This is a genomic window from Arthrobacter sp. D3-18 (assembly GCF_054408525.1).
This window is the reverse complement of sequence record NZ_CP096440.1, coordinates 596,888-609,688: the sequence shown is the minus strand read 5'-3', so window position 1 is coordinate 609,688 and position 12,801 is coordinate 596,888. Positions and strand designations below refer to the sequence as shown.

At 63.9% G+C, this 12,801-nt stretch carries 12 protein-coding genes; all 12 read left to right on the top strand.

Annotation, left to right across the window (positions count from 1 at the left end):
• Positions 1-130 precede the first annotated feature (130 nt).
• The 12 genes from M1D89_RS04920 to M1D89_RS04865 all read left to right on the top strand — a co-directional run bounded on the left by M1D89_RS04920 (position 131) and on the right by M1D89_RS04865 (position 12,773).
• Positions 131-1,726, top strand: coding sequence for an alkaline phosphatase D family protein (locus M1D89_RS04920; protein WP_498648551.1), 1,596 nt, complete (start codon positions 131-133; stop codon positions 1,724-1,726).
• Positions 1,727-1,826: 100 nt separating this feature from the next.
• On the top strand, positions 1,827-2,447 hold the full coding sequence (locus M1D89_RS04915) for a DUF1345 domain-containing protein (RefSeq protein WP_498648549.1): 621 nt from the start codon (positions 1,827-1,829) through the stop codon (positions 2,445-2,447).
• 88 nt (positions 2,448-2,535) lie between these two features.
• Complete coding sequence (locus M1D89_RS04910; RefSeq protein ID WP_498648547.1) at positions 2,536-3,228, top strand: hypothetical protein; 693 nt, start codon at positions 2,536-2,538, stop codon at positions 3,226-3,228.
• A gap of 32 nt (positions 3,229-3,260) precedes the next feature.
• Entirely contained in the window at positions 3,261-4,538 is a 1,278-nt protein-coding gene (locus M1D89_RS04905; protein ID WP_498648545.1) for a phage tail sheath family protein, read from the top strand.
• A gap of 1 nt (position 4,539) precedes the next feature.
• Positions 4,540-5,019, top strand: coding sequence for a phage tail protein (locus tag M1D89_RS04900; RefSeq protein ID WP_159708998.1), 480 nt, complete (start codon positions 4,540-4,542; stop codon positions 5,017-5,019).
• Positions 5,020-5,996: 977 nt separating this feature from the next.
• Positions 5,997-6,755, top strand: a complete 759-nt coding sequence (locus M1D89_RS04895) for a CIS tube protein (protein ID WP_498648542.1) — start codon at positions 5,997-5,999, stop codon at positions 6,753-6,755.
• A gap of 10 nt (positions 6,756-6,765) precedes the next feature.
• Positions 6,766-8,286, top strand: coding sequence for a phage baseplate assembly protein V (locus M1D89_RS04890; protein WP_498648540.1), 1,521 nt, complete (start codon positions 6,766-6,768; stop codon positions 8,284-8,286).
• Between the two features lie 34 nt (positions 8,287-8,320).
• Complete coding sequence (locus tag M1D89_RS04885) at positions 8,321-8,659, top strand: hypothetical protein (protein ID WP_498648538.1); 339 nt, start codon at positions 8,321-8,323, stop codon at positions 8,657-8,659.
• Positions 8,660-8,689: 30 nt separating this feature from the next.
• On the top strand, positions 8,690-9,124 hold the full coding sequence (locus M1D89_RS04880) for a GPW/gp25 family protein (RefSeq protein WP_498648537.1): 435 nt from the start codon (positions 8,690-8,692) through the stop codon (positions 9,122-9,124).
• On the top strand, positions 9,121-11,778 hold the full coding sequence (locus tag M1D89_RS04875) for a baseplate J/gp47 family protein (protein ID WP_498648535.1): 2,658 nt from the start codon (positions 9,121-9,123) through the stop codon (positions 11,776-11,778). Before M1D89_RS04880 ends, M1D89_RS04875 begins: the two co-directional genes overlap by 4 nt.
• A complete protein-coding gene (locus M1D89_RS04870) occupies positions 11,771-12,307 on the top strand; it encodes a phage tail protein (RefSeq protein ID WP_498648533.1) in 537 nt (178 codons plus the stop codon). Before M1D89_RS04875 ends, M1D89_RS04870 begins: the two co-directional genes overlap by 8 nt.
• Positions 12,300-12,773, top strand: coding sequence for a hypothetical protein (locus M1D89_RS04865; RefSeq protein WP_498648530.1), 474 nt, complete (start codon positions 12,300-12,302; stop codon positions 12,771-12,773). Before M1D89_RS04870 ends, M1D89_RS04865 begins: the two co-directional genes overlap by 8 nt.
• Positions 12,774-12,801: the final 28 nt, after the last annotated feature.

The following is a 12,801-nucleotide window of genomic DNA, read 5'->3' as shown; positions in this document are numbered from 1 at the left end:
CTGAGCATAGACGAGCCCTCACCGGGACAGGCAGCGCTTCAGAAAGAGGTAACACCTTTTGTCACACAATTAACCGCTCATTCACACCCCTCTTGAAATCAGTCAACCCGGGCTTCCTAGGCTCAGCTTTATGGAAAACATCTCCCGCCGGTCCCTCATCTCAGCCGGCCTCGGGGCAGGACTCGTCGCCGCCCTGCCCAGTACCGCCGTCGCTGGTACCGCCGCAGCAATTTCAACAGCGGACGACACCGGTCTCCGCGCCGATCCCTTCACGCTTGGCATCGCGTCGGGCGAACCGTGGCCCAACGGCTTCGTCATCTGGACCCGCCTGGCAGTGAACCCCGTGGCCGAGGATGGCCTGGGCGGCATGCCCTCACGCAACGTCGCCGTTGCCTGGGAAGTCGCCGAAGACCCCGCAATGCGCCGGGTAGTAGCCCGCGGCGTTGAACATGCCAGGATCGAAACCGCCCACTCAGTGCACGTCGAACTCAAGGGCCTCCGGCCGGGCCGGGAGTACTTCTACCGTTTCCGTACCGGGCGGCAAGTGAGCGAAGTGGGACGAACGCTCACAAGCCCGGCGCCCGGTGAAACCCCGGCGGCACTGGCCATGGCGTTCGCCAGCTGCGCCCAGTACGAGCACGGCTACTTCACGGCATACAAGCACCTGGCTGAGGACCATCCGGACCTGGTGCTCCACCTGGGCGACTACCTGTACGAGTACAAAAAGGACAGCTACGTGATCGGCGGCGGGAACCCGCGCGATCATGAGGGCCCGGAAACCGTCAGCCTTGCGGGCTACCGCCAGCGGCACGCCCAGTACAAGTCCGACGCCGATCTGCAGGCCGCGCACGCAATCGCGCCGTGGCTGGTGGTGTGGGACGACCACGAGGTGGACAACAACTGGGCGGACGAAATCCCCGAGAACAATGACGCGGCTCAGCTCAACGACACCACGGAGCATTTCCGTCAGCGTCGCTCTGCAGCGTTCCAGGCGTACTACGAGAACATGCCGCTGCGAGCGTCCTCGGTTCCGGCTGGATTCGACATGAAGATCTACCGGACTATCCAGTGGGGCCAGCTGGCCAACTTCCACATGATGGATACACGCCAGTACCGGGACGATCAGCTCGCTGGTGACGGCTGGCGGAAGAACATCGTCGAGCGTTTGGACGAAAACCGCAGCATTACCGGTGCCGAGCAGGAGAAGTGGCTGCTGGACGGCTTCAGGAACTCCACCCAGCGGTGGGACATTCTGGGCCAGCAGGTCTTCTTCGCCGAACGGGACCGCGACAAGGCGCCGGAGGTCGACGATGTCTCCATGGATGGCTGGGACGGTTACGCCGCCTCCCGCCGCCGAATCACCCAAGGTTGGGTGGACGCCAAGGTGCGCAACGCCGTCGTACTTACCGGCGACGTTCACCGCCACTGGGCCACCGAACTCAAGGTGGACTACAAGGACCCGGCGGCAGCTGTGGTCGGCTCGGAACTGGTGTGCTCGTCCATTACATCCACGGGCGATGGCACCGGATCCACCACCGACGCCACCATGGCCTGGAACCCGCATCTGAAGTTCTACAACGACAACCGCGGCTACGTGAACACGCGCATCACCAAGGACGCCATGACTGCGGACTTCCGCGTGTTGGACTACGTCACCACGCCGGGTGCACCGGTCAGCACCAAGAAGTCGTTTACCATCAACGACGGCGTCCCCGGCCTCGCCTAGTGTTGTGTACAGATAATGCCCTTCTGAGGGTGTTTGAGGGGCATTATCTGTACGTAGAATCGGGGGAAGCGAGCCGCCAAGGTGGAGGGCAACTTCTTCAATGTCGCATATGGATCTCAAGGCTCTAGTCTCGACCGCCATCGGTCTGGTTATCGCGCTCGTTGCGGCGTTGCTCGGCGCTCCCGAACTCGCGCCCTTGATCGGATGGGCTGTCGCCGGCTGCGTCTTCCTGGTCTGGGCGTGGACTAAGGCGTGGCCCGCTGGTCCAGAGGCCACGGGTGAACTCGCCAGCCACGAGGGTAAGTCTCGAGGGCTCGTTGACTCCCTGATCATCGGCGCGACATTCATCAGTCTCGTGGCGGTGGTCTTTGCCTTGATCCGCAGCCAGGAGAAGGACCCTATCGGTGTGGCCGCGGCGCTTCTGGCGGCTCTGGGCGTGGTGATCGCCTGGGCTCTGGTCAACACTGTCTACGCGTTCAAATACGCTCGGATGTACTACCACCATCGTTTCCGCTTCAACCAGGACGAAGACCCGTCGTACAGCGACTTCGCCTACGCAGCATTCTCCATAGGGATGTCATACAACGCGAGCAACGTGAACCAGTCATCCACCCCCTCCCGCAGGATCGCCCTGGGGCACGCTTTGCTCTCCTACTTCTTTGGGACCTTCGTGGTCGCAGTGGCGATCAACCTCGTCGTCAGCCTCGGGCAGTCCGGTTGACCAAGAACTGCTGCCAATCGAATGGAATTATCCCCCGGACCCAGTGACTACGGGCATCAGCGGGAGTACCCTGATCCCAGTTGCATTAGTGGTCACCTTTCGAGTTCTGGGTTCTGCCGTGGGCTATGTGCGTTCGTCGTTGACCGACCTTCTGGGGGTACTTTCCGACGCCATCTCTCCCGAGCATGTGCGCTTCGACGACGGCTCCCCAGTTGCAGGTGTACCCCCACCGGACGCTCCCGTTACCGTTCATGCCGTCACCTTGAACCGCGTGGGCAGGTCACGGCGCGACGGACCCGTCCTGGACCTTGAACTCCGGGTGGCGGTGGAATGCCACGGCCCCGGGCAGCTCGACACCATGGAAAAGCTGCTGCTGGCCGTGGAACGTCACAGCCAATACTCAGTGGTGTCTACGGGTGAATTCCGCCCGGAAGAATACTCCGGCGCCATCCGGCAAGGGTTGGGCTTCCTGGTCCGCATCCCTGTTGCCCTGCGCTTCGAAGAACCCTCAGGACCGCCAGTCCTGGAGCCACTCATCGCCAAGACGGGTGTTGCCCGCCGAATCCACGGACGCTTGGTGGACGTCCACAACAAAGGCATCCCCGACGCCTATATTCACGCCCATTCCTCCGCCACGGCCGTGGTTAGCGATGCCACCGGCCACTTTGAGGTCCTGGCCTCGACGGATGAACTCCAGCATTTTGCCGTGGCTGTCCACGGAACCGAAAGGGAAGTCTCGGCCAGCACCAGCAGCCTGCCGGTCATCATCCGGTGGACCTAGCACCCGTTTAACGGGCAGAAGAGGGGCACATCATGGCGAACTATCAGGCGCCAGGCGTTTATGTACAGGAAGTACCCAGCGGCGCACGCGCCATAGGGCAGGTCAACACGAGCATCGCCGGGTTCGTCGGCCTCGCCCCTAACGGGGACGCGTTGGTTGACGAGCTCCGGGTCTTGGACAACTGGACACAGTTCGTGGATCAATACGTTGGCAACGCGACAGCGGGTACACCGCTTTCGAACGCTGTATACGGCTTCTTCTCCAACGGAGGAAGCCGTTGTTATGTGGTGAACATCGGCAAGGACGGCAGCCTCACGGGGACCGCCGCGAAGCCCACCGGGCTCACCCTGTTTGAGGCCGTGGACGACATCTCCATGGTGGCCGCGCCCGGCTATGCGGATGCGGAATCTTACGCGGCACTGCAAGCACACGTTGAACACCCGCTTCGCCAGGACCGGATGGCGATTATGGACACGGTTGAGAAAGTGGACGACGTCGGGGCACTTACCCGGGCTGCGACGTCGGGAGTTCCTGAAGGTGCTTCGTCTTCGGACGAAGACACGTCTTCTGATGAGGACACGACGCCGGACGCTGAAGACGCAAGGGACTCAGCTGAGGACGCCACAGATCAGGAGGACCTCGGTGCCCCGCAATCCCCTGGCGGCTACACCGCGCTGTATTACCCGTGGATCGTGATGATCGACCCCGTTTCCGGCAAAAAGGTGACACAACCGCCGTCGGGCCATATTGCGGGCGTGTGGGCGCGCGTTGACGCCACCCGTGGCGTCCATAAGGCGCCCGCCAACGAGCCCATTCAAGGAGCAATCGACCTTGCGCGGCGCGTGAGCCGCGGAGAGCAAGAGGTCCTCAACCCGGCCGGCGTTAATTGCATCCGCTATTTCCCGGGCGAGGGAATCCGGATTTGGGGTGCCCGGACCAAGGCGCCCGAGGCGAGCGAATACCGCTACGTGAACGTCCGACGGCTGACCAACATGATCAAGGAATCCGTGGCGGATGGCACACGCTGGGTGGTGTTCGAGCCCAACGACCACACCTTATGGAAGTCGATCCGGCGCGACATCGGAGCATTCCTGACCAACGTCTGGCGGGATGGAGCATTGCTCGGGACTACTCCTCAACAGGCGTTCTTCGTCAAATGCGATGAGGAAACAAACCCTCCGGAGGTTCGCGACGCCGGCCAAGTGGTCACGCTGATAGGCATCGCACCTGTGAAACCGGCCGAATTCGTGATCTTCAAGCTCATGCAGTCGGCGGACAACACCAGCGAGACGGAAAGCGCAGGAGCCTGACATGACAACCCCGACACCTGCCGCCCAACCGGGCAACGTGGTGGACCCGTACCGGGCCTACAACTTCAAGCTTGTCATCCAGGGCGTCGTCCAAGGCCACTTCACCAAGGTTGAGGGCCTGGGACTGAAGATCGACCGCATTCTCTACCGCTCCGGTGGTGAGAACAGCACAGTGCGCGTCATCCCGGGGCAGGTGGAGTACACGCCGGTGACCTTGAAATACGGGCTCACCGATTCCACCGAAATGCTCCAGTGGCTGTTCAAGGCCGTGGACGGAAAAGTGGAACGCCGCAACGTCTCCATCGCGATGCTGAATGACGCCGGGTCCGTGGAAGTCCGGCGCTGGAACCTCCTGGGCGCCTGGCCATGCGACTGGTTTGGCGCACCCCTTGACGCCTTGGGCAAGGACCTCGCCATCGAATCCCTCAGCATCGCGTACGACCGCTTGGAGCTCGACGATGCCCGCGCTCCCGTCGCCTGAGCCGAGGTTTTCCTGGCGTCGGGCTGCCGCTCGGCAGTTACGTGGTGCGGCGGCATGGCTGGAGCGCGGGCCTGGGGCTCCCGGGTCTTCCGGTTCTTTGAGGGCTTCCGGCTCTTCGGGGACTTTCGGGGCTACTTCGCCGGAGAGTTCGACGCCGATTCGCGCCTTTGATACCGACGGCGCCCCCGAGCATTGGGTTCAGTTACTTCGCGACGCAGGGCTGGCCCCTCCTGTTGTGAGGCCCGCTCTGCGTCGTCTTAGGCGTCTTTGGGGCGAAAACCAGGCCCCACAAAGTAGCCCACGCGGCGCTATTCCTCGGTCTGCACCTGCACCTGCACCTCCACCTCCCGCTTCTCCCGAAACCCTCCCCGTGGCGAATACCCCCGCCGCCCCTACAACACCCTCAGTTGCCAGGCCCGTTTTGCGTTTGTTGATCCCATCCAGAAGCGCAGAGCGGGCCCCACAACACACACCCACCCCCGTTGCGAGGCCTGCTTTGCGCGCCTCGGAGCCGACTAAGCCTGCAGAGCGGGCCCCACAACACACACCCACCCCCGTTGCGAGGCCTGCTTTGCGCGCCTCGGAGCCGACTAAGCCTGCAGAGCGGGCCCCGCAACACACACCCACCCCCGTTGCGAGGCCTGCTTTGCGCGTCTCGGAGCCGACTAAGCCTGCAGAGCAGGCCCCACAACACACACCCACCCCCGTTGCGAGGCCTGCTTTGCGCGCCTCGGAGCCGACTAAGCCTGCAGAGCAGGCCCCACAACACAGGCAACCCCAACCCGAACCGCAAACCCGCCCCGAATCCCAAGGGCACCCGAGCGTCGTTGTAAATCACGCACCCGCGTCGCCCGTCATTGGGACCTGGCCCGAACTCGCTCCGCGTCCACAGCCCACACAGGTCGCCCCGACACAAACTGTGGAACACGTGATCGCCCGCCAGGCCCGCCTCCACGACGAACAATTGGCGATCTGACATGGAACGCGTCGCTTTCCTCATCGAGGACACGGGTGAGCACCTCGGCTGCCTGCTCAATCCGGAAACGGTGGTGATGCAGCGGTCGGCCGGCGTGGAGACACGGAAGAGTGCGGGCGGCAAACTGAGCGGCAGCGGTTTGGCTGACGATCCGCTGCTCTTCACCGGCGGTGGCCACACTGAGCTACGGCTGGATCTGTTGTTCGACGTCGACCTCGCGCCGGCGTCGCTCCATGTTCAGGACGTACGGCAAATGACCCGCCCAATATGGGCGCTCGCGGAGAACAGTGCCGAAGTCGAAAGGCAGCGCAGGCCGCCGTCGGTCCGGTTTGTGTGGGGCCGGGCATGGAACGTGCCGGGGATCGTGACGGAAGTCGCCGAGCGTTTCGATCGTTTCGCCCCGGACGGTTCACCCCTGAGGTCCTGGATGCGGATGGTCTTCGTGAGGGTCGGCCAGGCGGCGGATGAAGAGGGCGGCGAGAACTACGAACTCGCACAACGCCTCCCTGCGGTGGATTTGACGGCCCCGCCTGTAGACACGCTGTCCGTCACCGGTGACGGCAGCACGGAGTGGGACGCGCTCATGTCCGACGGTGGTGAGCTGCTTCCCGAGGTACCGCCGGCTGAGCTGGGGCGACTGTCCGTGGCAGCGTTCGGCACACCCCTGCTATGGAAACTGCTGCTGGAATACAACAACGTCGACGACCCCACGCACTTCAACGGCCCCCTCGCCGTCCCGCCCATGGGTGAGACACCATGAGGCCAACACCGTGAGGCAAGTCCAGGGCCTCCCCGAACTGATCGTCACCCTCGGCCGACGCAGGCTCACCACGGCCGAAACGGCGGCGATCATCTCAGTTAACGTGCTCAGCTCACTTGCCCGCCCGGCCCAGTGCCTCATCAGTTGGCGTCCCGGCCCTGGACGTACAGCAGCAGCAAGGGGCGGCGTGGATCCAGCACCGGGAGACGCACTGAGAGTTGAGCTCGGCGGGCAGCGCACACCGCTGTTCGTTGGCGAGGTAACCGTGGTGGAGTACAGCTACAGTGCGAATCTCGGACAAGAGATCCGGATCAGGGCCTACGACGCCCTGCACCGCCTTAGGAAACGCCAATTCACCCGGCTCCACCAGGACGTCGACCTCGCCGGGCTCGCACGGATACTGTGCGAGGGCACCGGTTTGGACGTGGTGGGCGGCGCTGATCGGCTCGGGCAGGTGTACCAGTGCGCCCGCACCGACCTCAGCCTCCTCGTAGAACAAAGTGCCCGCGTTGGCGCCTACCCCGTGGTGCACGACGGCGCACTCAGGCTCACAGGACTCGACGGCGAAGGCGAACCTTTGGAGCTCGCCCTTGGGGCCACCCTTCATTCCGCGGAAATCGAACTCAGCCAGGAACCGGCCTACGGTGGCGCTCAGACCAATGGCTGGCGCAGCAACGACGCCTCTGTCCACCAGGCCGGGGCCACACGCAGCGACGCGAAAGCGCAGGTCGCAGCAGATCCAGCACTAGCCAGCGTGGGCGCAGGTGGGGATCTGAGGCGGGACAACGAAGTCCTGGAATCACAGGCGCTCGCGGACGGCTTATCTAAGGCCGAGCTGGACACAAAGGTCGCAGGCCAAGTCACAGCGGTGTTTGTCGCTGACGGAAACCCCCGGCTCAGGGCTGGCGGCAGGGTGAGGATCAAGGGAGTGGCAACCAACATCGAGGGGATCTACCTGATCGCGAGCGCCTCGCACCGCTTGGACGGAACCGGCTACGAAACTACGCTGACCACCCGACCGCCGAGCTCCGTCCCGGAACGGCGGCCGGACGTCTTTACCTTGGGAACCGTCACCGATGTGGATGACCCCGAGGACCGGGGCCGGGTCCGGGTCGGCCTTCCCGCCTACCCCGATCTCCAAACAAGCTGGGCCCCTGTACTGACTGCGGGTGCAGGCCCGGGCAAAGGACTCGTGGTCCCGCCGTCCCCCGGGGATAACGTGTTGGTCCTCCTACCGGCCACTGATCCGGCCCAGGCCATCGTCCTCGGCGGCCTCTACGGGAGCGAGCAGACGCCGGACAGCTTGAGCCGTACTGAAAGGGATAGCCGCTACACCTTCCGCAGCGCGGACGGTCAACAGATCATTCTCGACGGCGGTGCGCACACCGTCAGCTTCACCGACGGCCACGGCTCCTCCGTGGAGCTCGGACCGGACCGACTCAAGATCACTGCCGCCACGGACCTGGTCCTCGAAGCCCCCGGCAAGGCCATGAAAATCCGTGCAAAGACCGTCGACTTCGAGGAGGCCTGAGCTGTGAGGACTAAGCCGTGAGGACCAGGAAGCCATGAGAATCCTCGTCAAGGAAGCCGTCCTGCGATGCGGCCACGACGGCAAGGTGGAGAACGTGCCCTCGCAGGCATGGGTGCGCATCAAGGAATCCCCCATCCTGGTGGACGACGACCCCCAAGGCAGGGACATCACCATGTGCCCGCATATCAGCGTCAATATCAAGCCCTGCAGAAAGACCTTGCCCGTGATCAGGGGCTATTCAACGTTTGTCACCATAGGCGGCAAAGCGGTTTGCCTCGACACTTTGGAGGGCTTCACCAATGGCACACCCCCAGGCGCGGTCAAGTACACGGTCCGCAGTCCGGGGCAAACGCTGGTGGGAGCCGGCTCGTGAGATGCCAACAGCCATGAAAAGGAACCAGCCATGAGCGCCCCCCGGTACAAGTCGGTGGCCTTCATCCATCCGGATTTCGACGCCACCGCCGGCATCCCCGGACTCAGGCTCACGCCGTCCGGCAGCTTGGCTGCGGTCACAGACGCAGCGTCCGTGAGGCAAGCACTCCTCCTCCTGCTCAGCACCAGGCCCGGCGAGCGGGTGAACCGGCCAACATACGGCTGCCACTTGTTTCGTCTTGTTTTCGCACCTGCCGACGACACCACGGCCGGCCTCGCCATCCATTACGTGGCAAGGGCAGTGGAGCAATGGGAGCGCCGCATCACGGTCTTGTCCTTGGACGCGTCGAGGTCGCAGGACGAGTCCGAAGTGCTGGAGGTCAGGTTGAAATACCGGGTCCGGACCACCCAGTTGGAGGACGAGATCACCATCGCCCTGCCCGTTGAATCCGGAGGTGCAGCATGAGTATCCCCGTACCGAACCTGGATGACCGCAGCTTCGCGGATCTTGTTGCCGGTGCCCGCGAACGCATCCAGCAAATCGCCCCGGAATGGACAGACCTCTCCGTCCACGACCCCGGCATCACCATCATCGAGGCATTTGCCTACCTCACGGACACACTCATGTACCGGCTCAACCGCGTCCCGGACAAACTCTACGCGGTCTATCTGAACCTGCTGGGCACAACCCTGTATCCGCCGAGCACGGCCGAAACCATGCTGGAATTCAGCCGCACATCCGCCACAGGTACCACGGACCAGGAAATCCGCATCCCGCGAGGGACCCAAGTCAGTTGCCCGCCCGGCGTTCCCGGTTCCTCCCAGCCTGTCTTTACGACGACGGCGGCTGCCGTTTTGGCACCCGGCAAGACCACCGTCCTGGTCCCGGCGGCCGATGTCACCTTGTACGACGCCGTTCCCATCGGTTCGGGAACCGGCAGGCCCGGCCAGAGCCTGGTGATCCCCAACGCGCCGATCGTCTCCGGCGCGGGCCTGGCAATCGCCGTCGAGGTTCCAACGGGGACCCGGCTGAGCAGTGGTGAGGCAGTGCTCGTGGACGGGAAGACGTTCCGGTATTGCCAGGAAGTGGAGGCGTTTGCCGACGCCAGGCCTGGAGAGGTGCCGGTGCGGATTGACCGCAGTGCCGGCGTCGCCATGTTCGCTTGGTGGGACGAAGGGCCAACATCGCGTACGTTGTCCGGCGAAAGGGCGCCTGTGCCGGGCGCCGGCGCCGAAGTCCGCGCTTGGTATCGCAGCGGCGGCGGGGCCGGCGGGAACGTCGGGGCCGGCCAGCTTACAGTCTTGCGCTCCCCGGTGCCAGGGACCAAGGTCACCAATCCCGAGCCGGCCAGTGGGGGTCGCGATGGTGAATCACTCGAGAACGCGCTCAGGCGTGCTCCACAGGATTTCCATGCCCGCGACCGGGCCGTCACGGTTCGTGACTATGAAGTCCTGGCCCGGCGGCACGGGGGTGTTGGCCGTTCGAGAGCCTTCACGCGCAAGGAACTGTGGGCGTTCGCCCGGCCTGGGGAGGTGGAAATTGTGCTGGTGCCTTTTGTCCCCGGAACCGGCACGGGCTCCGGCAGCGGGTCGTCGATGCATGGCGCAGCCGCGGCTCATCCCCTCAAGGCCGCCGAGCTCGTAGCGTACGCACGTGAGGAAGTGCGCCGCGAAGTGGAGCAGTATCTTCGCAGGCGTTCCACGGTTGGTGCCGAGCCTGTGGTGCGTTGGGGGCTTTACAAGCAGGTGCAGGTGAACGCGAGGATCGTTGTTCGTCCCGATGAGGATGCCGAGGCCGTGAAGTCCCGGATCGTGGGGCGGCTCTCTGATGCAATCAGCCCGTTGAGCCCGGATTCTTCCAGCTACGGATCGGGTTTCGGTAGGCCGCTGCGAGTCTCCAATTTGTACCGGGCCATGGAGGAAGCCGAGCCCGGGGTGCAATACGTGGACCGCGTCACGCTGGAAGTGGACAAGGTTCCTGACACGGACACCATGGCCTTGGTCCAGGCGGAGGGGCAGGATAATACTTGGTTCGTTGCCCAGGAGAGCACGTTGTTCCGCACCACCAACGCAGCGGACGGATGGGAAGCCTGCGCAGAGTTTGGTGACCCTGCCAATGGGGAGGAAACCGTCCGTGCCATCGCGCCGTTCCGTTCGCCCGCACCCGGCCGGGTAGGCCCCGGAACGCACCCGGGCATGGTGGCTGTCAGCACCGTTACGGCCACTGGTTCGCGCGTTTACATCAGCGACGACCTCGGGGAGTCCTGGCGCAAGGCATCCGAGTTGGGTTTCGTTATAGCGGACTTGTGCTGGGTGGACCGGCAAGGTGAGCCGTTGCTGCTGCTGGCCGGTGAGCGGGGTCTCTATGAACTTCCAGTGAGCCAGGGCGCCATCCCGGTGCAGAACGTAGTGGACACCTCCCAGCCCGATCGGGGCTTCTATGCCGTGGACGCCCTCGTCGATATCCGCGGCAGGACAGGCGTGGTGGTGGCCGCGGAGGCGTCGGCCGGCGTGTGGCTCTCTCCCGACGCCGGGACGGCCGGCAGCTTCAAACAGGTCAAGGCGGCGGGCGAAGACATCCGCTGCATGACAGTCCAGTACGACGGCGGCGCGAGCTATGTGTGGCTCGGGCGTGCAGTTCCTGAAGGCACCGGGACGGGTTGCCTGCGGCTCAGGATCGACGAACTGGGCCGCACCGATTTTGACGACTCGTTCATGAACTCCTGGGAGGAGCTCAGCACAGGATGGACCGGCGGCAGTTGTTGGGGTCTTCACGTCATGGGCAAAGCAGCCTATGCCGCGACACAAAGTGGCGGTGTCCTACGCCTGCAACTCGGCCTGGCAGGGGCGCAATGGAGCGTGCCGGACGTGAACTGCAACCTGCCCTTGCGTGACCGGACCCGGTTCGAGCCCGTCCGCTCAGTTTCCGGCGCAATTGTGGCCGAAGGCCAGGTCCTCGTGCTGGCTGCAGGACCCAAAGGTGTCTTCCGGAGCAAGGACGACGCCCTCACTTGGGAAAGCTGCACCCGGCGGGTGGTTGACGACGTCGTGACGTTGCCCGATACCTGGCTGTTCTGCTCAGGGGACCACAAAATTGAGGTGGTCCACGGAAATGGCTAGGTCTTCAGACTTCGAGGCATTCAAACTCCTCAAAGTCCTGCCCGAAGTGTTCCAAGTAGCGGCCGATTCAAGCGCACCCATGCAGGCCCTTCTCGGCGTAGCTGAGGATATGCACCAGCCTGTCCGGCGGGTCTTGGACCAAATCCATACCGTTCCGGATCCGGGCCGCGCACCGTCGTCGCTGATTCCTTTCTTGTCACGTTGGGTGGATCTGGACTGGTTGACGCTCCCTGGTCCGGAGGGCCAATCGGAAGCTTCCAGCGCGGTTCCCATCACGCGACAACGGGATCTGATCGCTGCCGCGGCGCAGCTCTCCTCCCGGCGCGGGACCGTTGACGGGCTCACCCGCTTCCTGCACCTCGCAACGGGGGTGGGTGGTTTCGACGTCGAATCCGTCCCGGGCGCTTTCCACATCAAAGTGCACGTCCCGGCGGAAGCTTCCGGGCAACTGGAGCTGATCCGGCGGATCGTCAAAGGAGTGAAACCGGCGCACGTGACCGACCACATTGAGGTGCGGACCGGTGAATGACGAGAATCGGAAACCCATCATCGTGGTGATTTCATGTGCTGTCATCGCGATCCTGGTTTTAGTGTTCGGGGTCAGCTGCGGCGGAGGCAATGACGATGCCGCCGCGGATTGGCAGAGCGGATTCCCAGGTACAGCCTTGGCCGCGAAGCTCACTGCGGCGGATTTGTCTGTGGAAAGCGGCTCGTGTTCAGCCTCCGATACGCAGCTGGTGGTGACAGGTGGCTGTGTCTTTGAAGTGAAGGAGTTCGGCGGGGGCTTGTTCTCCTTTGGGCCGCCCACCAAGAGGGCCAGGCTCGTCCCTCAACAAGCTGTGAAGGTCACGTTGTTCCTCCAAGGCACGCGCGCCGAGCAGGCCGCCGACCCCGGGGAAGGCGTGGACGTCACCTTTGGAACCTCAGGAGGAGAGCTGGGCATCGCCTGTCTCGCGCTCGAGCCTTGCGTGCTGCAACTCCAGGAAGCCGGCTGAGATGCATCGAACCACCCTCACCACGTCT